Annotated in this window: 20 protein-coding genes; 15 read left to right on the forward strand and 5 right to left on the reverse strand. The window is 72.9% G+C overall.

Going from position 1 to position 24,991, the window contains the following annotated elements; translation table 11 throughout:
- Nucleotides 1-5: 5 nt before the first annotated feature.
- Nucleotides 6-1,451: a DUF2252 domain-containing protein gene (locus OCT49_RS03315; RefSeq protein ID WP_283850400.1), complete on the forward strand. Its 1,446-nt coding sequence runs from the start codon at nt 6-8 to the stop codon at nt 1,449-1,451.
- Nucleotides 1,452-1,475: 24 nt separating this feature from the next.
- Here OCT49_RS03315 and OCT49_RS03320 read toward each other — a convergent pair whose 3' ends face one another.
- Nucleotides 1,476-1,907: a DUF7144 family membrane protein gene (locus tag OCT49_RS03320; RefSeq protein WP_283850401.1), complete on the reverse strand. Its 432-nt coding sequence runs from the start codon at nt 1,905-1,907 to the stop codon at nt 1,476-1,478.
- A gap of 162 nt (nt 1,908-2,069) precedes the next feature.
- Here OCT49_RS03320 and OCT49_RS03325 point away from each other — a divergent pair, with 162 nt between their 5' ends.
- From OCT49_RS03325 to OCT49_RS03335, 3 genes are all read left to right on the forward strand, one after another.
- The gene (locus tag OCT49_RS03325; RefSeq protein WP_283850402.1) at nt 2,070-2,651 is read left to right on the forward strand and encodes a helix-turn-helix domain-containing protein; all 582 of its coding nucleotides are present in this window, start codon (nt 2,070-2,072) and stop codon (nt 2,649-2,651) included.
- Between the two features lie 70 nt (nt 2,652-2,721).
- Nucleotides 2,722-3,273: a GNAT family N-acetyltransferase gene (locus OCT49_RS03330; RefSeq protein WP_283850403.1), complete on the forward strand. Its 552-nt coding sequence runs from the start codon at nt 2,722-2,724 to the stop codon at nt 3,271-3,273.
- Nucleotides 3,274-3,576: 303 nt separating this feature from the next.
- Nucleotides 3,577-4,065, forward strand: a complete 489-nt coding sequence (locus OCT49_RS03335) for a glutathione peroxidase (RefSeq protein WP_283850404.1) — start codon at nt 3,577-3,579, stop codon at nt 4,063-4,065.
- Between the two features lie 143 nt (nt 4,066-4,208).
- Here the strand turns inward: OCT49_RS03335 and OCT49_RS03340 are convergent, their stop codons facing one another.
- Nucleotides 4,209-5,435 (reverse strand): acyl-CoA dehydrogenase family protein, encoded by a 1,227-nt coding sequence (locus OCT49_RS03340; RefSeq protein WP_283850405.1) that lies wholly within the window; start codon nt 5,433-5,435, stop codon nt 4,209-4,211.
- Nucleotides 5,436-5,607: 172 nt separating this feature from the next.
- Between OCT49_RS03340 and OCT49_RS03345 the strand changes: the two genes are divergently transcribed.
- A complete protein-coding gene (locus OCT49_RS03345) occupies nt 5,608-6,258 on the forward strand; it encodes a TetR/AcrR family transcriptional regulator (RefSeq protein ID WP_283850406.1) in 651 nt (216 codons plus the stop codon).
- Between the two features lie 17 nt (nt 6,259-6,275).
- Here the strand turns inward: OCT49_RS03345 and def are convergent, their stop codons facing one another.
- Entirely contained in the window at nt 6,276-6,824 is a 549-nt protein-coding gene (def, locus tag OCT49_RS03350; RefSeq protein WP_187438754.1) for a peptide deformylase, read from the reverse strand.
- Between the two features lie 114 nt (nt 6,825-6,938).
- Between def and OCT49_RS03355 the strand changes: the two genes are divergently transcribed.
- From OCT49_RS03355 to OCT49_RS03375, 5 genes are all read left to right on the forward strand, one after another.
- Nucleotides 6,939-8,177, forward strand: coding sequence for a Mur ligase family protein (locus OCT49_RS03355; RefSeq protein WP_283850407.1), 1,239 nt, complete (start codon nt 6,939-6,941; stop codon nt 8,175-8,177).
- Nucleotides 8,178-8,211: 34 nt separating this feature from the next.
- Nucleotides 8,212-8,940, forward strand: coding sequence for a type 1 glutamine amidotransferase (locus OCT49_RS03360; RefSeq protein ID WP_283850408.1), 729 nt, complete (start codon nt 8,212-8,214; stop codon nt 8,938-8,940).
- Nucleotides 8,941-9,083: 143 nt separating this feature from the next.
- Nucleotides 9,084-10,112, forward strand: coding sequence for a 6-phosphofructokinase (locus OCT49_RS03365; RefSeq protein ID WP_283850409.1), 1,029 nt, complete (start codon nt 9,084-9,086; stop codon nt 10,110-10,112).
- Between the two features lie 111 nt (nt 10,113-10,223).
- Nucleotides 10,224-11,174 (forward strand): cytochrome c oxidase assembly protein, encoded by a 951-nt coding sequence (locus OCT49_RS03370; RefSeq protein ID WP_148837868.1) that lies wholly within the window; start codon nt 10,224-10,226, stop codon nt 11,172-11,174.
- 66 nt (nt 11,175-11,240) lie between these two features.
- The gene (locus OCT49_RS03375; RefSeq protein ID WP_283850410.1) at nt 11,241-11,399 is read left to right on the forward strand and encodes a hypothetical protein; all 159 of its coding nucleotides are present in this window, start codon (nt 11,241-11,243) and stop codon (nt 11,397-11,399) included.
- 128 nt (nt 11,400-11,527) lie between these two features.
- On the opposite strand, the gene OCT49_RS03380 is transcribed toward OCT49_RS03375, so the two are convergent.
- Both OCT49_RS03380 and OCT49_RS03385 read right to left on the reverse strand, forming a co-directional pair.
- Nucleotides 11,528-12,625, reverse strand: a complete 1,098-nt coding sequence (locus OCT49_RS03380; RefSeq protein ID WP_283855653.1) for a MerR family transcriptional regulator — start codon at nt 12,623-12,625, stop codon at nt 11,528-11,530.
- A gap of 161 nt (nt 12,626-12,786) precedes the next feature.
- Nucleotides 12,787-14,385, reverse strand: coding sequence for an alkaline phosphatase D family protein (locus OCT49_RS03385; RefSeq protein WP_502963447.1), 1,599 nt, complete (start codon nt 14,383-14,385; stop codon nt 12,787-12,789).
- Between the two features lie 315 nt (nt 14,386-14,700).
- On the opposite strand from OCT49_RS03385, the gene OCT49_RS03390 reads away from it, so the two are divergent.
- From OCT49_RS03390 to OCT49_RS03410, 5 genes are read left to right on the forward strand one after another with little or no spacing between them, the layout of a single operon-like run.
- Complete coding sequence (locus OCT49_RS03390; RefSeq protein WP_283850412.1) at nt 14,701-17,601, forward strand: alpha-L-rhamnosidase; 2,901 nt, start codon at nt 14,701-14,703, stop codon at nt 17,599-17,601.
- Nucleotides 17,598-18,905, forward strand: a complete 1,308-nt coding sequence (locus OCT49_RS03395) for an extracellular solute-binding protein (protein ID WP_283850413.1) — start codon at nt 17,598-17,600, stop codon at nt 18,903-18,905. The genes OCT49_RS03390 and OCT49_RS03395 overlap by 4 nt, the downstream gene beginning before the upstream one ends.
- Nucleotides 18,902-19,858 carry a carbohydrate ABC transporter permease gene (locus OCT49_RS03400; RefSeq protein ID WP_283850414.1) on the forward strand — a complete coding sequence of 319 codons (957 nt, stop codon included), beginning with the start codon at nt 18,902-18,904 and terminating at the stop codon, nt 19,856-19,858. The genes OCT49_RS03395 and OCT49_RS03400 overlap by 4 nt, the downstream gene beginning before the upstream one ends.
- The gene (locus OCT49_RS03405) at nt 19,855-20,727 is read left to right on the forward strand and encodes a carbohydrate ABC transporter permease (protein WP_283850415.1); all 873 of its coding nucleotides are present in this window, start codon (nt 19,855-19,857) and stop codon (nt 20,725-20,727) included. Before OCT49_RS03400 ends, OCT49_RS03405 begins: the two co-directional genes overlap by 4 nt.
- Before the next feature lie 9 nt (nt 20,728-20,736).
- On the forward strand, nt 20,737-24,816 hold the full coding sequence (locus OCT49_RS03410) for a hypothetical protein (protein WP_283850416.1): 4,080 nt from the start codon (nt 20,737-20,739) through the stop codon (nt 24,814-24,816).
- Nucleotides 24,817-24,991: the final 175 nt, after the last annotated feature.

Raw genomic sequence — 24,991 nt, forward strand, 5'->3', positions numbered from 1 at the left:
TCCCCATGCCCCAGGAGCCGGGCTCGACGCCCCAGGACCCGGGCCGGCTGCTCCGGACGGCGCCGCACGCGACGCCCGAGCAGCGGGCGGCCCGCGGCAAGGCGGCCAGGCGGGCCTCCCCGCGTTCGAGCCACGCCGAGTTCGTACCACCGGTGGACCGGCCCGATCCGCTGGGCATCCTCGAGACCCAGTCGGCCGCCCGGGTGCCCGAACTCGTACCGATCCGCTACGGGCGGATGATCGAGTCGCCGTTCCGCTTCTACCGGGGCGCCGCCGCGATCATGGCCTCCGACCTGGCCACCACCCCGAACAGCGGGATCAGGGCCCAGCTGTGCGGGGACGCCCATCTGCTGAATTTCCGGCTGCTGGCCTCGCCGGAACGGAACCTTCTGTTCGACATCAACGACTTCGACGAGACGCTGCCCGGCCCCTGGGAGTGGGACGTCAAGCGCCTGGCGACCAGCTTCGTCATCGCGGGGCGGGCGAACGGCTTCACGGACAAGGAGCGCGCGGACATCGTGCTCACCACGCTGAGGTCGTACCGGGAGGCGATGCACCGGTTCGCCGGCATGCGCAATCTCGACGTCTGGTACTCGCGGATCGACATCGGCCGGCTCAAGGAGCTGGCTGCCGGGCAGCTGGCGAAGCGCGGCCGCGCACGGCTGGACCGGGCCGCGGCGAAGGCCCGTACCCGGGACAGTCTGCAGGCGTTCGGCAAACTCACCGAGACGGTGGACGGGCGGCCGCGCATCGCGGCGGACCCGCCGCTGCTGGTGCCGGTGGCCGATCTGCTCCCGGACGTCGAGCGCGACGCGGTGCAGCAGCTGTTCCGCGGGCTGATCACGCGCTACGGACGCAGTCTGTCCTCGGACCGGCGGGCGCTGCTCTCGGACTTCCGGTTCGTGGACATGGCGCGCAAGGTGGTCGGGGTCGGCAGCGTCGGGACGCGCTGCTGGATCATCCTCATGCTCGGGCGGGACGGCGACGACCCGCTCCTCCTCCAGGCCAAGGAGGCCGGCGTCTCGGTCCTCGCGCCCCATCTCGGCGCCTCCTCCTGCGACAACCAGGGCGAGCGCGTGGTCTCGGGCCAGCGGATGATGCAGGCGGCGAGCGACATCTTCCTCGGCTGGGAGCGGGTGGAGGGGCTGGACGGCCGGCGTCGCGACTTCTACGTGCGCCAGTTGCGCGACTGGAAGGGGATCGCCGAGCCGGAGGAGATGGTGCCGTCCGGCATGCGGGTGTTCGGCGAGGTGTGCGGCGCCACGCTGGCACGGGCCCACGCGCGTTCCGGGGACCGGATCGCCATCGCCGCGTACCTGGGGCGCGGGCCCGCGTTCGACCGTGCGGTGGCGTGCTTCGCCGAGAAGTACGCCGACCGCAACGAGCGGGACCACCGGGCGCTCGTCGACGCGGTGCGCGCGGGCCGGCTCCCGGCGGCCGAGGCGTCCTGAGACGCCCGGCCGCCCTCCTCCGACCTAAGTGGTTCTCTCCTTGTACGGGGCGCACAGGGCCCAGATGATGAAGACGTTGATGGCGACGAGCACCAGCGCCCAGAACGGGTAGTGGGGCAGCCACAGGAAGTTGGCGAGTGCCGACAGTCCCGCGATCACGATGCCGACGACGCGCGCCCAGGCGGCGCCGGTGAACAGCGCGCAGCCCGCGATGAGGATGACGATGCCCAGGATGAGGTGGATCCAGCCCCAGCCGGTGAGGTTGAACCGGAACAGGTAGTCGCGCGCGACGACGAACACGTCGTCCTTGGCGATGGCAGCTATGCCTTCGAAGATCATCATCGCCCCGCCGAAGATCATCAGGACCGCCGCGAAAGCGGCCCAGCCGATCCGGAAGGGGTGGTTCGAGCTCGCGGCGTCCGGCGCCGCTCTCGGTGCGTGGCCGGTACTGGCCATTGCGACCTCCTCGAGTAGCAGAGCAGCCCGGCAGGCCCGGGGCGGGCCACCGGGACCTCCCTCGAACAAGCCTGGCACGTCACCACTCGTTCGGCAGAACGGCCGGGGCGCGCTGCGCCGCCACGACCCGATCCGTCTCAAGACCGGGATATTGTCTCCATCATGAGAGAAACCGAGGAGACGGGGCCCGGCTCCGTCGATGCCCGGCTCGCCACCCGGCTGGGCGGGCTGCGTGCCGAGCGCGGCTGGTCGCTGGACGAACTCTCGCGGCGCAGCGGGGTGAGCCGTTCCACGCTGTCCCGGCTGGAGCGCGGCGAGTTGAGCCCGACGGCGGCCCTGCTCAACACGTTGTGCACGGTCTACGGACGGACGATGTCCCGGCTGCTGCTGGAGGTGGAGGCGGAGGCTCCGCAACTCGTCCCCGCGGGACGGCAACCGGTGTGGCGGGACGAGGCGTCGGGCTTTGTACGCCGGTCGGTCTCACCTCCGCACGCCGGTCTGCGCGCGGAGGTCGTCGAGGGCACCCTCGGCGCGGGGGCCGCCATCGCCTACGAGGACGCGCCCGTGCCGGGGATGGAGCAGCACGTCTGGGTGCTGGAGGGAACGGTCGAGATCACCGTCGACGGCACCGCGCACACGGTGCGCAGCGGCGACTGTCTCCGCTTCCGGCTGCACGGCCCCTCGCACTTCCACTGCCCCGGGCCGGAGCCGGTCCGCTACGCCCTGATGATCGTCCTGCCGTGACCGCACCGACGGCCTCGACGGCCGGGAAGAAGCCCGTGACCTTTGTGAACACCGTGAAGGGACTCCGCCCATGACCGCGATCGTCTGTGCGTCCGGGCCCGAACTGGTCACCTACGCCGATGAGTTGGCAGCCCTGCTGGTGGATGCCGTGGACGGCGGTGCGTCGGTGGGTTTCCTCGCGCCGCTGGACCGGGGCGTGGCCGCCGCCTGGTGGCGGGAGCAGGCCGAGGCCGTCGACGCCGGTCTCCTCCAGGTCTGGATCGCCCGCGACGCGGAGCGGGTGGTCGGAACCATCACGCTGGCCCGGGCCCGGCTGCCCAATGCCCGTCATCGCGCGGAGGTGGCCAAGTTGATGGTCCGTTCGTCGGCCCGCGGCCGGGGGCTCGGCCGGTCGCTGCTCGACACCGCCGAGCGGTCGGCCGCCGACGCGGGCGTCACGCTGCTGGTCCTGGACACCGAGAGCGGCAGCCCCGCCGAGCGGCTCTACCGTTCGGCGGGCTGGACGCGGTGCGGTTCGATCCCGGACTACGCGGGCGACCCGGCCGGGGTGCTGAAGCCGACGACGCTCTACTACAAGGCCATCGGCCCCGCCCGGCCGGAACTCCCGCAGGAGGGCGCATGATCCGGGCCGGCCGGGCGGGACCGTCGCGCGCGGTCCGGGCGGGCGGCCAACCCTCCGACCGGCAGGAGGAGTTCCCTCCGCGGGAAGCCGTCCGGCGACGTTCCCTCCGCGTGAAGCCGCCCGGCGGTCCGGGTCTTATCCGGTCATGGGTCGCCCGTCGGTGGCACGCCCCGTCCGGTGCGGGGCCGGGCTCCCGCAGGTCGGCGGCGTGCGCGGGATTCGAACGGTCCCGCCACCGGTTTCGTGCCGGCCGGCCGGGGCGCGACAATGGCCGCCGGTAGCCACATCTACGAGGAGGCCCTCATGACGCTGCACGACATCCCCCTGCGCACCCTCACCGGCGAACCCACCTCCCTGGCCGAGTACGCCGGGCAGGCGGTCCTGCTGGTGAACGTCGCGTCGAAGTGCGGACTCACCCCGCAGTACGCGGGGCTGGAGCGGCTCCAGAACACGTACCAGGAACGCGGGTTCACCGTGCTCGGCGTCCCGTGCAACCAGTTCGCCGGCCAGGAGCCGGGGAGCGCGGAGGAGATCCGGACCTTCTGCTCGACGACGTACGGGGTCAGCTTCCCGCTGCTGGAGAAGACCGAGGTGAACGGTGAGGGGCGCCACCCGCTCTACGCCGAGCTGACCGCCCTCGCGGACGAGGAGGGCGAGGCGGGCGACGTCCAGTGGAACTTCGAGAAGTTCCTCATCTCCCCGGCGGGCGTGCCGGTGGCCCGGCTGCGTCCGCGCGTGGAGCCGGAGGCCCCGGAACTCGTCGCCGCCATCGAGGCCCTGCTGCCCGCCTGACCCGTGCCGTCGCGGGTCCGGCCGGGCTTCTCGGCCTGACCCGCCCGACGGCGGACCCGCCCGACGGCGGACCCGCCCGACGGCGGTCCCGTCCCCGGCGGCCGACGGGCGGGGCCGTCCGCCCCGCCCCGTTCCCTCCCGGGTCAGCGGATGGGCATGCCCGACAGGGTGCGGGCGATGACCAGGCGCTGGATCTCGCTCGTGCCCTCGAAGATCGTGTAGATCGCCGCGTCCCGGTGCATCCGCTCCACCGGGTACTCGCGGGTGAAGCCGTTGCCGCCGAGGATCTGGACGGCCTGGGCGGTGACCTTCTTCGCCGTCTCGCTCGCGTACAGCTTGGACATGGAGCCCTCGGCCGAGGTGAACGGCTTTCCGGTGGTCGCCATCCACGAGGCGCGCCAGACCAGCAGCCGGGCCGCGTCGATCCGGGTCCGCATGTCGGCGAGCTGGAAGGCGACGCCCTGGTTGTCGATGATCGGCCGGCCGAACTGGGTGCGGGTCTTCGCGTAGTCCAGCGCGACCTCGTACGCCGCGCGGGCGGTGCCGACGGCCATGGCGCCGACCGCGGGCCGGGACGCCTCGAAGGTGGCCATCGCGGCGTTCTTCACCCGCTCGCCGCCGGACGCGGCCCGCTCGCGGGCCCGTGCCAGGCGCTGGTCGAGCTTGTCCTTGCCGCCGAGCAGGCAGTGGCCGGGGACGCGGACGTCCTCCAGGACCACCTCGGCGGTGTGCGAGGCGCGGATGCCGTGCTTCTTGAACTTCTGGCCCTGGGAGAGGCCGGGGGTGTTCGGCGGCACGATGAACGAGGCATGTCCCTTGGAGCCCAGCTCCGGGTCGACCACGGCGACGACCACGTGGACGTTGGCGATGCCGCCGTTGGTCGCCCAGGTCTTCGTGCCGTTCAGCACCCACTCGTCCTTGGCCCGGTCGTACACCGCGCGGGTGCGCATCGAGGCGACGTCGGAGCCCGCGTCCGGCTCGGAGGAGCAGAAGGCGGCGACCTTGACGTCGTCGGCGTCGCCGTACATCTGCGGGATCCAGGTGCCTATCTGCTCCTCGGTGCCGTTGGCCAGGACGCCCACGGCCGCGAGGCCCGTTCCGACGATCGACAGGGCGATGCCCGCGTCGCCCCAGAAGAGTTCCTCCATCGCCATCGGGATGCCCAGGCCCGTGGGGTCGAAGAACTGCTGGGCGTAGAAGTCGAGGGAGTAGATGCCGACCTTGGCCGCCTCCTGGATGACGGGCCAGGGAGTTTCCTCACGCTCGTCCCACTCGGAGGCCGCCGGCCGGATCACGTCCGCGGCGAAGCCGTGAAGCCAGTCACGGACCTGCTTCTGGTCGTCGTTGAGTTCGAGCGTGAACTCCGCCATGTTCCCCTCCAGGTACTGCCGTGAAAAACCACTCGTTACTTGCGGTAACCGCAGTCTGTTACCGACAAGTAGCCACTGTCAACCACACTGCTTCCGATCCGCGCTCCCCTGGGCAGAGTGTTACGTTGCGCAGGCAGGACGTAATGGCACGGGCAGGGCGGGGAGAAGCGACATGGAGACCACACGACAGGCCGAGCGGCAGCGGACGGCGGCCGAAAACCGCCGTCGCGAGCTGCTCGAAGCCGCCGACCGCGTGGTGCTCAGGGACGGTCCCGGCGCCTCGATGAACGCCATCGCGGCGGAGGCCGGGATCACCAAGCCCATCCTCTACCGGCACTTCGGCGACAAGGGCGGTCTCTACCGCGCCCTGGCCAAGCGCCACACCGACGCCCTGCTGATCGCCCTGCGCGCCGCGCTCGACGCCCCCGCCGAGCGCCGGCAGCGCGTCGAGTCGACGCTCGACACCTATCTCGCGGCGATCGAGGCCCGGCCCCAGGTCTACCGCTTCCTGATGCACCCCGCCGAGGACGCGGCCCCCGCGACGGAGCAGGGGTTCGACGTCGGGCGGCACTCGGCGCCGCTGCTGCGCCGGCTCGGCGAGGAACTCGCCCTGGTGATCGCCGAGCGGGTGGACCTCGGCCCGGACAGCGATGCCACGGCCCGCATCTGGGGCCACGGCATCGTCGGCATGATGCACGCGGCCGGCGACTGGTGGCTCGGTGAACGCCCCTGCTCCCGCGAGCAGTTGGTGCGCAGCCTGGCGGACCTGCTGTGGGGCCGGCTGTCCGCCGCGCAGGACCGGCCCGGCGGGCCGGGCTTCTGAGGCCGGCCGACGGCCGCTCAGCCGGCGGTGCGCGCCCAGGGCGCCCGGCGGGCCGCGCGCAGCGCCCTACGACGGCGCAATCCGGTCAACCGGTCGGTGTAGACGGTGCCTTCGAGGTGGTCGCACTCGTGCTGGAGGCAGCGCGCGAAGAAACCGGTGCCGGTTACCCGCACCGGCTCGCCCTCCACCGTGAAGCCCTCGACGACGGCGCGGTCGAAGCGCGGGGTGCCGGCCTCCAGGCCGGGCAGCGACAGACAGCCCTCCGGGCCGCGTACGGTGATGCCGTCCGCCTCGACGAGCGTGGGGTTGACGAGATGTCCGAGGTGGCGGACGTCCTCGTCGTCCGGGCAGTCGTAGACGAACACCCGCAGCGGAACGCCGATCTGGTTGGCCGCGAGGCCGACCCCCTCGGCCGCGTACATGGTGGCGTACATGTCCTCGACGAGCCGGGCGAGCGGGGGGCCGAAGTCCGTGACGGGCTCGCAGGCGCCGTGCAGCACCGGATCGCCGAGCAGGCTCATGGCGCGGATCAGGCCGGAACTGCCGGGGATCGGGCGGTTTCGCATGGCCGCAATCGTACGTTCCGCGTGGCCACGGCCTCTCCGGCGGTGCCAGGGTGCGGTCGTCGCGCCGGACATCGATAGGCTGGGCACGGACCGATGCAAGGAGGATCTAGGACGATGGCAGGCAACACGGAGCCGCTGTCGCCACGGGCCAAGCTGGCCGTGACGGCGGGCAGGGCCGCGGCGGCGGTGTCGCGCGCCGCGGGGCGCGGCAGCGGATCGGTGATCGGCGGCCGGGTGGCGCTCAAGCTCGACCCCGACCTGCTGGGGCGGCTGGCGCAGCACCTGGACGTGATCCTCGTGTCGGCGACGAACGGCAAGACGACGACCACCCGGCTGATCGCCGAGGCACTGCGGGCCGCCGGCCCGGTCGTGTCGAACGCGCTCGGCGCCAACATGCCCGCGGGCATCACCTCGGCGCTGGCCGGCGGCTCGGACGCGCAGTACGGCGTGATCGAGGTCGACGAGAAGTATCTGGCCGGGGTCGCCCGCGACACGACGCCCAAGGTGATCGCGCTGCTCAACCTCTCCCGCGACCAGCTGGACCGCGCGGCGGAGACCCGGATGCTGGCGGAGAAGTGGCGTGAGGGACTGTCCGGCTCCAAGGCCGTGATCGTCGCCAACGCCGACGACCCGCTGATCGTCTGGGCGGCGTCCTCCTCCCCCAACGTGGTGTGGGTGGCGGCCGGTCAGGCGTGGAAGGACGACGCCTGGTCCTGCCCCGCCTGCGGCGGTGTGATGCAGCGTCCGGGCGACGACTGGTTCTGCGGCGAGTGCGGATTCCGCCGCCCCGCGCCGAGCTGGGTGCTGCACGGCGACTACGTGCTGGACCCGCACGGCTCGGCGTGGCCGATCCACCTCCAGCTGCCCGGCCGCGCCAACAAGGCCAACGCCACCAGCTCCGCCGCCGTGGCCGCCGTCTTCGGTGTGCCGCCGCAGGTCGCGCTGGAGCGGATGTACCAGGTGCAGGCCGTCGCCGGCCGCTACGACGTGGTGAGCTTCCTCGGCCGTGAGCTGCGGCTGCTGCTGGCGAAGAACCCGGCGGGCTGGCTGGAGACGTTCTCCCTGATCGACCCGCCGCCGACGCCGGTGATCCTCTCCGTCAACGCCCGCGGCGCGGACGGCACGGACACCTCCTGGCTGTGGGACGTGGACTACACCCAGCTCGCCGGTCACCCGATCTTCGTGCTCGGCGACCGCAAGCTGGACCTGGCGGTCCGCCTCGAGGTGGCCGGTCTGGACTTCCGGGTCTGCGAGACCCTCGACGAGGCCGTGCAGCAGGCCCCGCCCGGCCGTATCGAGGTCATCGCCAACTACACCGCCTTCCAGGATCTGCGCCGTCGTGTCGGCAACTGACCCCGGGCCCGGCCATCTCCGGAGAGGACGAAGCATGAGCAACAACGGTCTGCGTCTGGTCTGGGTCTACCCCGACCTCCTCAGCACCTACGGCGACCAGGGCAACGCACTGGTGGTGGAACGCCGGGCCCGGCAGCGCGGGCTCGACGTGCAGCGCGTCGACGTGCGCAGCGACCAGCCGGTGCCGACGTCCGGCGACATCTACCTGATCGGCGGGGGCGAGGACCGGCCGCAGCGCCTCGCCGCGGAGCGGCTGCGCCGCGACGGCGGGCTCAGCCGGGCCGCGTCCAACGGCGCGATCATCTTCTCGGTCTGCGCCGGCTACCAGATCCTCGGGCACGAGTTCATCAACGACCTCGGCGAGCGCGAGCCCGGCCTCGGGCTGCTCGACGTGGTCTCCACCCGCGGCGAGGGGGCCCGGTGCGTCGGTGACGTGCTGGCCGACATCGACCCGAACCTCGGCCTGCCGCCGCTGACCGGTTTCGAGAACCACCAGGGCGTCACCCATCTCGGCCCGACGGCACGGCCGTTCGCCCGGGTGAAGCTCGGCCGGGGCAACGGCACCGGTGACGGCACCGAGGGCGCGTACAACGACACCGTCTTCGGCACGTACATGCACGGCCCCGTCATGGCGCGCAACCCGCAGATCGCGGACCTGCTGCTGAAGCTGGCCCTCGATGTGAACGCCCTGCCGCCGACCGACGACCGCTGGTACGAGGCGTTGCGCGCCGAGCGCATCGCGGCCGCGACCCAGCCCGCCTGATGAGGCCCGATTCGCTCGTCTGAGCGGATTCCAGCAGGTGGACGCCCGGTTCGGTCCCGCCACCCTGCGCCGGTAGGGTGGCGGGGAACCAGCCGGACGACGGGGTCCGGTCGTCGGCCCACGTTGCAAAGGTTTCCCGGGCAATGCGAATTGGTGTTCTCACCTCCGGCGGCGACTGCCCCGGCCTCAACGCCGTCATCCGTTCCGTCGTACATCGCGCGGTGGTCGACCACGGCGACGAGGTCATCGGCTTCCACGACGGGTGGAAGGGCCTGCTGGAGTGCGACTACCGCAGGCTCGACCTCGACGCGGTCGGCGGCATCCTCGCCCGCGGCGGCACGATCCTCGGCTCCTCCCGGGTCCAGCCCGCCCATCTGCGCGGCGGCGTCGAGCAGGCCCGGGGCCACGTCTCCGACCTCGGTCTCGACGCGATCATCCCGATCGGCGGCGAGGGCACGCTGAAGGCGGCCCATCTGCTGTCCGAGGCGGGACTGCCGATCGTCGGTGTGCCCAAGACCATCGACAACGACATCGCGTCCACCGACGTGACCTTCGGCTTCGACACCGCCGTCGGTGTCGCCACCGAGGCGCTCGACCGGCTCAAGACCACCGCCGAGTCCCACCAGCGGGTGCTCATCGTCGAGGTCATGGGCCGCCACACCGGCTGGATCGCCCTGCACTCGGGCATGGCGGCCGGTGCGCACGCCATCGTGGTGCCGGAGCGCCCCTTCGACATAGACGAGCTGACCGAGGTGGTCGGCAAGCGCTTCTCGGCCGGGAAGAAGTTCGCGATCGTGGTCGTCGCCGAGGGCGCGAAGCCGCGCGCGGGCTCGTCCATGGAGGTCGAGCAGGGCAGCAAGGACATCTACGGGCACGAGCGCTTCGCCGGCATGGCCACGCGGCTCTCCACCGAGCTGGAGCAGCGCCTGGGCAAGGAGGCCCGCCCGGTGATCCTCGGCCACGTGCAGCGCGGCGGCACGCCGACCGCGTACGACCGGGTGCTCGCCACGCGCTTCGGCTGGCACGCGGTGGAGGCCGCGCACCGCGGTGAGTTCGGCATGATGACGGCGCTGCGCGGCACGGACATCGTGATGGTGCCGCTGAACCAGGCCGTGGAGACCCTGAAGACGGTTCCGACGGAGCGGTACGCCGAGGCGGAGTGCGTGCTCTGAGCGCCGCCCCGTCCCCGGAACCGCCCCCGGCCGCAACCGCGGCCGGGGGCGGTTCTACTCTGGTCGGGACAACCGGCGCGAAACGGGGACGTCCCCAGCGGGAGTGAACAGATGGACCACAGCGGGCACGGCATGAACATGGACCTGCCGCCGTTCACGCTGGGACGGGGGCTTCAATTCTCCGCCGACCCGTTCTTCCTCATCGGCTGTGTGCTGGGCCTGGCCCTGTACGGGTACGCCGTGGTGCGGCTGCGCAGACGCGGGGACGAGTGGCCGGTCGGCCGGATCGTCTTCTTCGTCGTCGGCGTGCTGAGCATCGCCCTGGTGATGTGCACCAAGCTGAACGACTACGGCATGGTCATGTTCAGCGTGCACATGGTGCAGCACATGGTGATCAGCATGCTGTCGCCGATCCTGCTGCTGCTGGGGGCCCCGGTGACCCTGGCCCTGCGCGCGCTGCCGGTCGCCGGGCGCGGCCGCACCGGCCCGCGCGAGCTGCTGCTCATGCTGCTGCACAGCCGGTACATGAGGGTCATCACGCATCCGGCCTTCACGATCCCGATCTTCATCGCCAGCCTGTACGCGCTGTACTTCACCCCGCTCTTCGACTTCCTGATGGGCTCGAAGACCGGCCACATCGCGATGATGGTGCACTTCCTCGCGGTCGGCCTGGTGTTCTTCTGGCCGATCATGGGCGTCGACCCGGGGCCGCACCGGCCCGGTTACGTCATGCGGATGCTGGAGCTGTTCGCCGGGATGCCGTTCCACGCGTTCTTCGGCATCGCGCTGATGATGGCGTCCACCCCGATGGTGGAGACGTACCAGCATCCGCCGGCCTCGCTCGGCATCGACGCGCTGAGCGACCAGAACTGGGCGGGCGGCATCGCCTGGGCCTTCAGCGAGATCCCGTCGGTGCTGGTGCTGATCGCGCTGGTCTTCCAGTGGTACCGCTCCGAGCAGCGGACGGCGAAGCGCTCCGACCGCGCGGCGGAGCGCAACGGGGACCAGGAGCTGGAGGCGTACAACGCCTATCTCGCCTCTTTGCAGGCGCGCGGACGGTAGCGGTGGGCATGCCTCAGGGGTGACGATGGCATCCACGGCCGTGCGGCCGACGAGGAGGGTGCGGGCATGTCCGGATCCACGAAGACCATGGGAATGCTCACGCTGGGAGCCCTGGTGGTGGTCACCGCGTACACGGTGGCACTGGGGAGCAGCGGCTGGCTCTGGTTCGGCTGGGTCGTGCTCGGCCTGATCACGCTGGGGATGGCAGCGACCCGCGAGTCCTGAGGCGGCCCCGGGGGGCCATCGGATGCCGGATGCCGGGGCCTACGGGAAATCCGCCGAGGGCCCGGTGGCCCCCCCGCGCCTGCCGGGGTTGGTCGGCCCGGTGGGGCCCGGGCGCGACCGGCGGCCGTTCAGGCCACGAGCAGGCGGAGGCCGAGATCTGCCGCGTCGAGGTCTGCGAGGGCGCTGTTGCGCTCGGCCCACCGGCCGGATTCGAGGTCGTCGCCGAGGCTTCGTACCGCCCGTTGTTCGGCCTCCGGACCTACCCTCGTCCACACCGACATCGCGCGGCGCACGTGCTCCTCCAGATACGCCCCCGGTCGGCGCCAGTAAGCCTCGAACAGGCCGTCGGCGCAGTCCCACGGGACGGGGACCGGCTCGGCGCGGGCGCCGATCGCGTCGGCCATCCCGGCCAGCGAGGGAAATCCCGCGAGGACGGCGGCGAACTCGGGCAGGTAGTCCCGGGTGAGCCAGAACCGGTCCTGCCAGCCGGGCTCGTCGGTGTCGAACGTGAGCACCACCACCCGGCGGGCCACCCGCCGCATCTCGCGCAGCCCCGCCAGCGGGTCCCCCCAGTGGTGAACGGTGGAGACGGCCATCGCGGCGTCGAAGGACTGGTCCTCGAACGGCAGGTTCTCCGCGGCGGCGGCCACGCACGGCGCCGAGCCGGGGGGCCGGTGTCCCCGCATGACCGCCGATGGTTCCACCGCGGTCACGTCACGGCCGGCAGGCTCGTAGGAGCCGGTGCCGGCCCCGACGTTCAGCACCCTCTGCGCGTCCCCGAGCGCGTCCAGGATCTGTGCGGCGATCCGGGGCTCGGTCCGCCGGGTCGTGGTGTAGGCGCCGCCGATCGCGTCGTACAGCCGCGCACCGAGCATCTCCAGTTGCTTCTCCGGTGTCACTGTCAGTCCCTTCGCCCGTGCCCCGAGTTCCCTGTCGATGGCCGCCACCATGGCATCGGCGCGGTCACGTCGCTCCAGCAGCAGGCCGCGCAGCCGGCGCAGGTGCGCGACCGCGTCGGTCGAGGAGTCGCCGACCAGTTCCGCGACCTCTCGCAGACCGAAGCCCAGCCGCCGGTAGGCCAGCACCTCCCGAAGCCGCTCCACGTCACGCGCCGAGTAGGCCCGGTATCCGGCCGCGGTCCGCGCCGAAGGGCGCACGAGCCCGATCTCGTCATAGTGATGCAGGGTGCGGACGGTCACGCCGGCCAGCCCTGCCACGCGTCCCACGGTCCAGTGATCTTCCACGGGTCCGACTATGCGGCCTGACGTCACGTGAGGGTCAAGGGCCGAGGTCGGTTCCTCCAGGTCCGGGCCGCCCCCGCCGCTCTCCCGGCGGGGGCGGCCCACTGCCCGCTCAGGCCCACTGCCCACTCAGGCCCGCCGCCCGCTCAGGCCTGCTGGATTCCGGGCCTGCCCGCCTCGGTCACGAAGGAGGTCCGGGTCGACACGGGTGCGCCGGGGGTGGTCACGTACGGCAGGACCCGGAAGTCGGCCCGGCAGGTCTCCCGGGTCAACGCGCAACGCACGTATCCCCGCTGGAAGTTGGTGAACTTTATGTGCTCGTTGGCGGCGAGCAGCCTGGCTCCCGAGGGGTCCAGGTCCATCCCGTCCTTGCTGGTGGAGATGGACGAGCCGACGAACTCCACGCCGAGCGTGGGCGATTCCGGGTCGTCGAAGTCCCGCTTGAGGTCGGCGGCGAGGTGGCGGTGCATGTCGCCGGTGAGCACCACCGGGTTGTTCACGCTGCGGTCGGTGATCTCCTTGAACAGTCTCTGGCGCGCGTCCACGTAGCCGTCCCAGAAGTCCATCACGAAGGTCTGACCGGGGCCGGGGTCGGTGTCGACCTGGGTCACCGGGATCTGCTGGGAGATCATGTTCCAGGTCGCGTCGGAGCGGCCGAGGCCGCGGTACAGCCACTGCTCCTGCTCGGGACCGAGGATGGTGCGGCCGGGGGTCAGCCGGTCGGCGCAGCCGGTCCTGGAGCCGTCGCCGCAGGGCTGGTCGTCGCGGAAGAGCCTGGTGTCGAGGATGTGGAAGGTGGCCATCCGCCCGTAGCGCAGGCTGCGGTACATCCGTGTCCGGAAGCCGTTCGGGCGGTTCGGCAGCCGCAGCGGCAGGTGCTCGTAGTACGCCTGGAAGGCCGCCGCCGCCCGTTCGCGGAAGACCGCGGGGTCCTGGTCGGGTTCGGTGTCGACCTTGGACCTGTCGCGCGCCCAGTTGTCCTCGACCTCGTGGTCGTCCCAGACGACGGCGAACGGGTGGGCGCGGTGGGCGGCGATGAGGTCGGGGTCGAAGCGGTGCAGGGCGTGGCGGTTGCGGTACTGGGCGAGGTTCATCGGCTCGGGGCGCAGTTCGGCGGCGACGGGGACGTTGCGCACGCCGCCCATGGCGTCGATGGGGTTCTCGTAGATGTAGTCGCCCAGGTGCAGGACCAGGTCGACGTCCTCCTCGGCGAGGTGCCGGTAGGCGGTGTAGAAGCCCTCGAACCACGCCTGGCAGGAGACGAAGGCGAAGCCGAGCTCCTTGGGCCGGCTGTGCGGCGGGGGCGCGGTGCGGGTGCGCCCCACGGGGCTGTGCACGCCGCCGGCCCGGAAGCGGTAGTAGTAGTGTCTGCCCGGCTGCAGTCCGGAGACCTCGACGTGGACGGAGTGGGCGAGTTCGGGCACCGCACGGGTGCGTCCCCGGCGCACGACGGATCGGAAGCGTTCGTCGCGGGCGATCTCCCACTGCACGTCGACGGCGTACGGCGGCATGCCCCCGGCTCCGTCGGGGGCGAGGGGCTGGGGGGCGAGACGGGTCCACAGCACGACCCCGTCCGGCCACGGGTCGCCGGACGCGACCCCGAGGGCGAACGGGTCCTCGCGGAAGGGCGTGTCACCCCATGCCCTGCCCGCGGAGGCCCCGGCCGCGGCCAGGGCCAGGCCGATCGTTCCGCCGAGCATCATCCGTCTGCCGAATGCTCCGGTACCACTTGACGCACTGTCCATCTGCATGAAACTCGTCCCTTCGTCGGGCGGAATTCCGTCCGGTACGAGCCGGGAGCGGCACGTGATTTCACGTCCGTCCATGTGGTAATCACAGGGTGAATATCACAGGGAATCACGCGCCACAAGACCACCCACCGACGCCCGCAATACCGTTCACAGACGGCTAGTTGGGGCAACATCACCCCTTTTCCGGGGCGACCGGGGGACAGGTCGGCAACACCCTTGACACCCCCCGGGGCGACTCATAGTCTCCACGCCACAGAATTAACGTTAGATTTCACATCGGGAAATTCGGTGCGACGGAAGGACGTGCTCGTGTCCGGTTCCCCGGCAGCCGATCCGCCCGTCCCCCGACCCTTCGAAGGGGCGGCGCACAGCCGTTCCGGAACCACGACGCTGCGGCCCCACGCCCTGCGGTGCGAGCACCGCACCACCCCGCTGGGGATCGACGAGGCCGCGCCCCGGCTGTCCTGGCGGCTCGTGTCCGATCTCCGCGGCGACGATCCCGTGGCCCATCGGGTCCGGGTCGCCGAACGCGTCGAGGACCTGGACGGGGGTGGCCAACTCCTGTGGGACACCGGCCGGTTGGCAGCCCGCGGCGCGACGGCCGTGCAGTACGCCGGGCCGGCCCTGCCGCCCCTGACGCGCTGTCACTGGCGGGTGTCGGTGTGGCGGGCCGGGACGGACGTCCCCGCCGAGGCCACGTCCTGGTTCGAGACGGCGTTCACCGGCGCCGCCCGGTGGCGGGCGTCGTGGATCGCCCACGAACCGGGCCCGGTGGATGTCATGGACGCGCCCACCGAGGGCGAGTTCGCCCTCGACGACCACGGGCTCGCCCCGTGCCCGGTCCTGCGGCGCTCCTTCACCGCGTCGGCCGGCGCCCGGGCCCGGCTGTACGTCAGCGCGCGGGGGCTGTACGAGGTGCGGCTCAACGGCGTACGGGTCGGCGACGCCGAACTGGCACCCGGCTGGACGGACTACCGCCACCGGGTCCAGTACCAGACGTACGACGTGACCGGGTCGCTGCGCGACGGGGAGAACGTGCTGGCGGCCACCCTCGCCGACGGCTGGTGGAGCGGGTTCGTCGGCTTCGAACCGCGCCGGGCCGGGGCCCACTACGGCTCGTTCCCCCAGTTCCTGGCGGAACTCCGGATGACCGGTGCGGACGGCACCGAGGCCTCGGTGGTCACCGACGGGACCTGGCGCACCGCCACCGGGGCGGTGCGGCACGCGGATCTGCTGATGGGCGAGTGCCACGACCTGCGCCACGCGCGCGACGGCTGGGAGCTGCCCGGTTTCGACGACTCCGGCTGGTCCCCGGCCCTGGTCACGGACACCGACCACCGGCTGCTCGTGGCGTCCGTCGACGAGCCCGTGCGGGCGACGCGGGAGCTGCGCCCGCGCTCGGTCCGCCGCGTCCTGCCGGGCACCCATGTCGTCGACTTCGGCCAGAACATCGCCGGCCGGGTGCGGCTGAGGGTGGCCGGGCTCGCGGCCGGGGCCCGGGTGACGATCCGTCACGCGGAGGTCCTGGACGGGTCCGGGCAGCTGTACACGGCGAATCTGCGCACCGCCGCCGCGACCGACGTGCTCGTCGGGGACGGGCGCGGGCCCGTCGTGTTCGAGCCGCGGTTCACGTACCACGGGTTCCGGTACGCCGGGATCAGCGGTCTGCCGGAGCTGTCCGAGGACGATGCGGTCGCCGTCGTCCTGCACAGCGACACCCCGTGGGCCGGGGAGTTCGACTGCTCGGACGCCGAGCTGCGGCGGCTCCACGACTGCGTGGCGTGGGGGCAGCGCTCGAACTTCGTCAGCGTGCCCACGGACTGTCCGCAGCGCGACGAGCGGCTCGGCTGGCTGGCGGACGCGCAGGTGTTCCTGCCCACCGCCGCGCTCAACGCGGACGTCGCCGCGTTCTTCACCAAGTGGCTGCGCGACATCGACGACGCCCGCACCCCGGACGGCGGATTCCCCAACGTCGCCCCGCGGCTCGTGGGGGTGGCCGACGAGGGCGCGCCCGGCTGGGGCGACGCGGGGGTGATCGTCCCGTGGCACCTGCACCGCGTCTACGACGATCCGCGCTTCCTCTCCCGGGCGCTGGACGGCATGTGCGCCTGGGTCGACCTGATCCGCCGTCACAACCCCGACCTGGTCTGGCGCCACCGGGTGGGCCCGCACTTCTCCGACTGGCTCGCCCCCGGCACCCCCACCCCGCGCGACGTCATCGCCACGGCGTACTTCGCGCACAGTGCCCGGCTCACCGCGAAGGCCGCCGGTGTCCTCGGGCACGAGGACACCGCCCGGCGGTACCACCGGCTGGCCGATGACGTCCGGCGCGTGTTCGCCGAGCGCTTCGTCACGGTCGACGACGCCGGGGCGGACGGCCCCCGGGTGCGCGTCGCCGGGGACACCCAGACCGGTTACCTCGTCGCGCTCGCCTTCGAGCTGCTGCCCGACCGCCTGACCGGTGCCGCCGCCGCCCGGCTCGCCGAGCTCGTCGGTTCGGCCGGTCCCGCCCTGCTGACGGGTTTCCTCGGGGTCGCGCTCGCCGCCCCCGTCCTCGACGCCCACGGACACTCCGACCTCGCCCACGCCCTCCTGCTGCGCGACGAGGTGCCGTCGTGGCGCTTCCCCCTGCGGCACGGCGCCACCACGATCTGGGAACGCTGGGACGGGTGGACGCCCGAGACGGGGTTCCGCGCCCCCTCGATGAACTCCTTCAACCACTACGCGCTCGGCTCGATCGGCGAATGGCTCTACCGGGGTGTCGCGGGGCTGGACCAGACGCCGGACTCCACGGGGTACCGGCGGCTGCTGATCCGGCCGCGGCCCGGCCCCCTCCGCCGCGCGAGCGCCCGCCACGAATCGGTCCGCGGCACCGTCGCGGTCTCCTGGGAACGGGATGAAGAAAGGATCATCCTGTGCGTACGGGTGCCGCCCGGCGCCACCGCCGACGTGTACGTGCCCACCACGGACCCCGGCTCGGTCCGCGAGTCGGGGGTGGCGCCGGGGGCCGGCGACCCCCATGTCGCACCGGTCGTGTCCGCCTCCGGCCAGGTGTTCCACCGCGTGTCCTCGGGCACGTACCGCTTCACCGCCGCCTACGCTCCGACGGACGCCCTCTCCGGGGCGCCCGGCACGGTCCGGCCGTCGCCCGTCCCCGGCCTCGGCACATCGAACCCGCCCGTCCGTCAGCACGAGGAGGACACACCATGACGACGCGTTCCCATCCCCGGCCGGGCCGGGGCACGGTCGGCCGCCGCGGCTTTCTCCGCATCGGCGGCGGGGCCGCGGCGCTCGCCGCGCTTCCCCCCGTCCTGACGGCCTGCTCCGATTCGGGCGGCGGCTCCGGGAAGCTGCGCGTCGTCGGCGTCGCCGACCAGCAGAAGCCGATGGAGGACATGGTCGCGCGCTACCGCGCGTCCCACCCCGACGCCTCGTTCGCCACCTCCTTCGCGCCCACGGACCAGGTCCAGACGGTGGTGCGCACCCAGCTCGCCGGCGGCAACGCCCCGGACGTGCACGTGCTCTATCCCGGCAGCGGCAGTGCCATGTCCATGGTCGAGCTGGCCCGGGCCGGGCTGCTGGCCGATCTCAGCGGACAGAGCTGGACCGAGGAGGTCCCGAAGAATTTCCACCCCGCCTACCGGCACGAGGGCAGGACCTATCTGTATTCGGCGGGCAGCAGTGTCATCGGCGCCATCCACAACAAGAAGGTCTTCGCCGACGCCAAGGTCGAACCACCCCGGACCTGGAACGAACTCCTCGCCGTCTGCGCGAAATTGAAGGCGAAGGGCGTGATCCCGATCGCGCTCGGCGCCCAGACCCCCTGGGTGACCCAGTTGATCACCTACGCCCTGGTCCCCAATGCCGTCTACGCGAAGAATCCCGGATTCGACGCCGAAATGGCCTCCGGCAAGGCACATTTCCGCGGTTCCGGATGGGCCGAGGCGATGGGCAGGTACAAGGAGCTGCAGCGCCGGGGTTTCTTCAACGACAACCCCAACGGGACGACGTACGAGCAGCAGACCTCGATGGTCGCCGGGGGCAGGGCGGCGATGGCCGTCCAGGTCTCCGCCGTGCTCGCCAACTTCCGCCAGGCCGCCCGGAACCCGGACGACCTCGGCATGTTCCCCTTCCCCGGCGGTGACGACGCCGGGAAGCTGTGGATCCCGGCGGGCATCGTCGTCGGGGTCGGGATCTCCGCGCGGTCGAAGAAGTCGGCGGGGGCGAAGGCGTTCGTCGAGTTCCTCGGGAAGCAGGAGAACGTCGACCGCTGGGCGCAGTCCGTGGCCGCGATCCCGTTCAAGCGCGACTCCTCGACCAGGATCGATCCGGTCCTCGGCTCCTTCCTGCCCCTCATCGACGACAACCGTGCCGTCCCCTTCATGGACCAGAGCTGGCCCAACGCCGAGGTGCAGCCCGCCCACTTCGCCGCCGTGCAGGAACTGCTCGCGGACAAGACGGACGTCGACGGCGCGCTGGCCCGGATGGACGAGGCCTACGGGAAGGCACTGTGACGAGCACCTCCGCCGAGGAACGCGCGGTCGCCGGGAAGCGGCCGGGGCCGCGCCCCGGCTCCGGCCGTCCGGCCCGGCGCCGCGACCACACCCTCCCGCCCCGGCTCTTCGTCGTGCCCGCGCTCCTCGTCTACGCGGTCGTCGTCCTCTATCCGAGCCTCGCCGGGGTGATGTACGCCTTCACCGACTGGTCCGGCATCGGCGGTTTCTCCTTCACCGGCCTGGACAACTTCCGCACCCTGCTCGACGACGACCGGGCCCTGGAGTCCGTCGGCAACACCCTGCTGCTGACCGTCGCCGTGGTCGTCGTCCAGAACGGCATCGGGCTGCTGCTCGCCCTCGGCGTCCACGCCCGCATCCGGTCCCGTGCCGTGCTGCGGCTGGTCTTCTTCGCGCCCGCGGTGGTCAGCCCGGTCATGGTCGCGATCCTGTGGAAGTACATCTACAACCCCGACAACGGCGCCGGGCTCAACGGGGTCCTCGGCGCGATCGGGCTCGGCGGGCTGCGCCAGGACTGGCTCGGCGACCCCTCGCTCGCCCTGTGGTCGGTGGCCGCGATGGTCGTGTGGCAGTACGCGGGCTACTCCATGGTCGTCTTCCTGGCCGGACTCCAGGGCGTGCCGGCCGAGCTCCACGAGGCGGCCCGCATCGACGGGGCGGGCCCCTGGCAGCGCTTCCGCTACGTCACCTGGCCCCTCCTGGCCCCGGCGCTGACGATCAACCTCATGCTGTCGACCATCGGCGGCCTCAAACTCTTCGACCAGGTGTACGCCGCCACGAACGGCGGCCCCGGCACCTCCAGCGAGACGCTGTCGACCGTGCTGTACAAGGAGGCCTTCGTCTACGGGAAGTTCGGGTACAGCACCGCGGTGGCCCTGGTCCTCGCCCTGTTCGTGGCCGCGGTGTCCCTGGTACAGCTCCGCTACCTGCGCGCGAGGGAGGTCACCGCGTGAGCGTCGCAACGGCCCGCGGACCGGTGGGAGAGCGGCCCCGCGGCGGCCGCGGCCCGCGTTTCGGACGGTACGCCCTCGAACTGGTCATGATCGCCGTCGCGGTCGTCTTCCTCTTCCCGGTGTACGCCCTGGTCACCCTGGCGATGAAGGACCCCCGGCAGATCGCCGACTCGCCCCTGGCACCGCCCTCGCCGCCGACCTTCGACAACTTCGGCCACGCCTGGTCCTCCGCGTCGCTGGGGCCCGCCCTGCTCAGCAGCACGGTCATCACCGCCGTCAGTCTGCTGCTCCTCGTCGTCCTCGGCTCCACGGGCGCCCACTACCTCGCGCGCCGGGCCCGCGGCCTCGGCTACGGGCTGTACGTCCTGTTCCTGCTGGGCATCGTGCTGCCGTTCCAGCTCGGCATGATCCCGCTCTACAAACTCGTCGACGACCTGGGCTGGCTCGGTACGTACCACGGCATGGTGCTCTTCTACACCGGCATCCAGCTGCCGTTCACCGTCTTCCTGTACACCGGTTTCATCCGTGCGCTGCCGCAGGACTACGCCCAGGCCGCGCTGATCGACGGCTGCAACCACCGGCAGGCCTTCGCCCGGGTGGTCTTCCCCCTGCTGCGCCCCATCACCGGCACCGTGATCATCCTGAACGCCGTGTTCGTCTGGAACGACTTCTTCACCCCGCTGCTGTACCTGGGCGGTTCCGGCCGGGAGACCGTGCCGGTGGGCATCTTCGCCTTCGTCGGGCAGTACGTCTCCGACTACGGCCTCGTCTTCGCGGGGCTGGTGCTCGCCGCCCTGCCGATCCTGGTGGTCTTCGTGCTCCTCCAGCGCTACGTGATCAAGGGTTTCGCAGGCGGCCTCAAGGGGTGAGGACCTCCCATGGCACATCCCGGACACCGGCCCCTCCCGCCGGGCCTGGCGGCCGCGTTCGCCGATCCGCCGCGCGCCTTCTCCCCCGTCGCCATCTGGTGGTGGAGCGGGGAGCGGCTCGAACGGTCCCGGCTGCGGGCCCAGCTGGAGCGCTTCACCGAGGGCGGGGTGCACCAGCTCGTCCTGCTCAACCTGGCGCCGTCGGGCCCGCTGTTCGGTTCCGACGCCGATGATCCGCCCTTCCTCTCCGACGCCTGGTGGGCGCTGCTCGACGGGGTGTGCGAGGACGCCCGCGAACTGGGGGTGGGGCTCTGGTTCTACGACCAGCTCGGCTTCTCCGGCGCCGATCTCCAGGCCCGTCTCGTCGACGAACGGCCCGACCGCGCCGGGCGCCGGCTCGGCCGTACCCGCGCCGTGGTCGAGTCCTCGGCCGCCCGGCCCGGGCAGCTGCGCTGTCCCCCCGGCGCCCGACCCCTGGCGGGCGGTGCCGAACCGGTCGACGGCGAGGGCCGGGGCACCGGCCCCGCGGTGCCGGTTCCGGTGGCCGACGGGGTGGTGCGGGCGCCCGGCCCCGGACGCTGGCGCCTGACCCTCCATCACCACGACGCGCTCGGTTTTGACTACCTCGGCGAGGAGGCGTGCGCGGCGCTGCTGGACCGAGTGCACGGGGAGTTCGGGCGCCGGCTCGGCGACCGCCTCGGGACCGTCGTCGTCGGTTCGTTCCAGGACGAGCTGCCCGCCCTGCCCACCTGGTCCACCGGTTTCGCCGCGTCGTTCCTGCACCGCCACGGGTACGACGTCACCGCACGGCTCGACGCCCTGTACACCGACGGCACGGACCCGGACGCCCACCGGGTCCGCCGCGACTACCACGACACCCGTGCCGAACTGGCCGAGGCGGCGTTCTTCCGGCCGCTGGCCGCCTGGCACGAGCGGCACGGCCTGCTCGTCGGCTGCGACCAGCAGGACCCCGCCCGGGCCGGGCACCCCGTCGGGGGCGTGCGGCTGTACGCCGACTACGCCCGTACCCACCGCTGGTTCTCGGCCCCCGGCTGCGACCACCACGGCGACGCCCGCGTCCACTCCTCGCTCGCCCACCTCTACGGCCGCCCCCGCACCTGGATCGAGGCGTTCCACTCCACCGGCTGGGGCGGGACGTTGGAGGAGACGTTCGACTGGCTGCTGCCGTGGCTGCGGGCCGGGGCGACGCTCTACAACCCGCACGCGGTCTACTACACGACCAAGGGCGGCTGGTGGGAGTGGGCGCCGCCCGCGACCGACTGGCGGCAGCCGTACTGGCGCCACCACCGGGTCCTCGCCGACGCGGTGGCCCGGCTGTGCGCGGCCTTGAGCCCGGGCCGCCACCTGTGCGACGTCGCGATCCTGCTGCCGACCGCCACGGCCCAGGCCGGCACCGCCCTGGACGGGGTCACCGACGCGGCGGCGCAGGCCCAGTCGGTGTATCTCGGCCTCGTGGGGGAGATGTCCTGGTTCCGCACCCGGCCGGGCGCCCTGGACCGGCTGGGGCTGGACGCCGATGTCGTCGACGACGCCTCCCTGGCCCGTGCCCGGCTCTCCCGGTCCCCCGACGGGGTGCGGCTGGAGGTGGCGGACGAGGCGTACGGCACGGTCGTGCTGCCCGCGTGCACCGTCGTCGAGCGGGAGACGGCGCACCGGCTCGTCGAGTTCGCCTCGGCCGGCGGTCGGCTGATCGCGCTCGGCGCGCTTCCCGAGCATCTCGTCGGCCCGGGTCCGGCGGCCGTCACCGCGGCCGGGCTGCGGGCCTGTTTCGCGGACGGCCGGGCCGTGCACGTACCGGCCTCGGACGACCCGGAGGGTTCCCTGGCCGCCGCGCTGGCCGGGGCGGTCCAGGCCGTCCGCGCCCCGGTGCCCGCGCTCGCGCGCCGGGTGGACGGTGCCACGGTGGTGTTCCTGACCGCGGGCAGCCCCCGGGCGACCCGGGCGGGCGTCGCCGCCCCCGACGAGCGGGGTGCCGCGCTGGGCTGGCTGGACGCCCGTTACGACTTCGATCCCGGCCGCTACGCGCGAAGTGCCCGGGTGCGGGTGCGGGACGTGGCGGGGCCCGCGGTCCTGCTGGACCCGTTCGGCGGGGCGCCGCGGACCCTGCCGGCGGTGCCCTCGGCCGACGACGCCCGCGCCGTGGAGGTCGAGGTCCCCTTCGACACGGGACCGGCGGCGCTGCTGGTCTTCCCGGCCGGGAACGGGCCCCCGGCGGCCCCCTTGCCCCCGTCCTCCCCCGCCGGGTCCGGTGCGGACGCGGCCGTCGTCACCGTCGAGGTCCCCCCGGACGCGGACTGGCGGATGACGCTCGTCCCGACCCTCGACGACACCTGGGGCGACTTCGCCCGCCCCGCCACGGGTCCGCCGCGCGCCGGCCCGGCGGTCACCGAGTACCGGACCTTCGGGCACCGGGTGGAGGCGGCGGGCGAGGACGGTGTGCGGGATGGCTGGGCGGGGACGGAAGGGGCCCGCCGGGCACGGGCCACGGTGCACGCGACGTTCGGTCCGCGGGCGGTCGTCTCCCGCGGGGCCCCAGGGCGGGGCCGCCCGTCGGTCCTCGAATGGTCCGATTCGCTGGGCGTGCGCAAGGACCCGGTGCACCGCGCCGTGCTGGGGCCGAAGGGGCATGTGCCCGAGGAGTTCGCGCACCTGGGCCACGCGGTCGCCGGGGAGCCGGTGCGGCTGCGTACGGTGCTGCACCTCGACGAGGACTTCGACGGGCACCTCGCGGTCGGGGCCGCGGCGGCGAAGAGCGTCCGGCTCGACGGCGTGCCCGTGCCCCTGGACGACCGGGGTCATCTCGCGATGGGCCGGGTGCGGGCGGCGGCCGGCCCCCGGCCGCTCCGCCTCGACCTGGTCCCCGACCGGGACTGCGTGCTGCGGGCGCACCTGGCGCTCGTCCGCGACCCGGAGCGCTACGGGCGCCCGGAGTGGATCCTCGCCCCCGGGACGGTGGGCACGACGCTGCGCCTGCCGGTCCTCCCCGTCCGGGCCGTGGTCCAGCTGGCCTCCCGGGTGCCCTGCGCGCTGCGGGTGAACGGGCGGCTCGTGGGCAGGCAGGGCGGCTTCGACCCGTACGCCGAGCACGCGGTCCCCCGGGTGCGCCGGTACGACGTGGCGGCGGCCCTGCGCCCCGGCGACAACGACATCACCGTGGAGACGTCCGGCGAGGGCGAGCGCGCGGTCCTCGTGGACGCGGTCCTCGACGACGGGGCCGGGGGCCGGGTGGTGACGCTGCACAGCGACGCCACGTGGTGGAGCGGAGGAGCCCGGGGGCGCGAGCCGGTCGCGGTGCGCCGCGAGCCGGTGGGCGACCCCGCGGCCCTGCATCTGCGCCGCCGCCCGCACCCGCTGCCGGGGGCCCGCTGGCTGGACCCGGACGCGGACGACGGCACGGTGGTGCCGGTCCGGTTCGCGGTCCCCGGCCACCGGGCCGCCGTGGAGTGGCTGTGGTGCCTGCTGCCGCCCGGCGCGACCCGGCTGGCGGTGCCGGTGCACGGCGGGGTCACGGTGTACGTGGACGGCGTCGAGCACGCCGCCGAGGTGGGCGCCGTCGGGGAGCGGGGGGTGCGCACCGTGACGGTCGAGCTGCCGGCCGACGGGCCGCACGGACCGCGGACCGCGGCCCTGCGCCTGCGCACCCGCCCCGGCCGGGAGGGCGGTGCCGCGCTGGCCGGCCCGCTGCGCTGCACGGTCGGTCCCGGGCTGATCCGCCTCGGCGACTGGGAGACCCTGGGCCTGGCCGAGTACAGCGGCGGGGTGCGCTACAGCCGTGAGATGACGGTGCCCGAGGGGGCCGCCGGGGGACGCGTCCTGCTCGACCTCGGGCGGGTCCGGGGGACGGCGGAGGTGCGGATCGGCGGAGCGGCCGCCGGGGTGCGGGTGTGTTCCCCGTACGTGTTCGATCTGACGGGACTGGCCGGTCCCGGCACCCACACCGTCGACATCACCGTGTTCGGGACGCTGGCGCCCCGGCTGGACGCGACGAGCCCGACGCATTTCGTCTTCCCCGGGCAGCGCATGAGCGGACTGTGGGGCCCCGTACGGCTGCGAGTGGAAGGGAGGTGACGGGGCGGTGGGCCGGTCAGAGCCCGGTGCGGGACGGCGTGCGCCGGGCGGGAACCGTTCGGTCCCCTCCCGGGCTTCGCCGCGTACGGCAGCGGGGTCGGCGACCCCGCGACAGCCCGTACCGCTGCGGCCGACCCGTGTTCCCCGCCGTGCGCCGGCGTGCGCCGTGAGAGGG

This window comes from Streptomyces sp. ML-6 (assembly GCF_030116705.1).
In the GTDB taxonomy this organism is placed as follows: Bacteria; Actinomycetota; Actinomycetes; order Streptomycetales; family Streptomycetaceae; genus Streptomyces.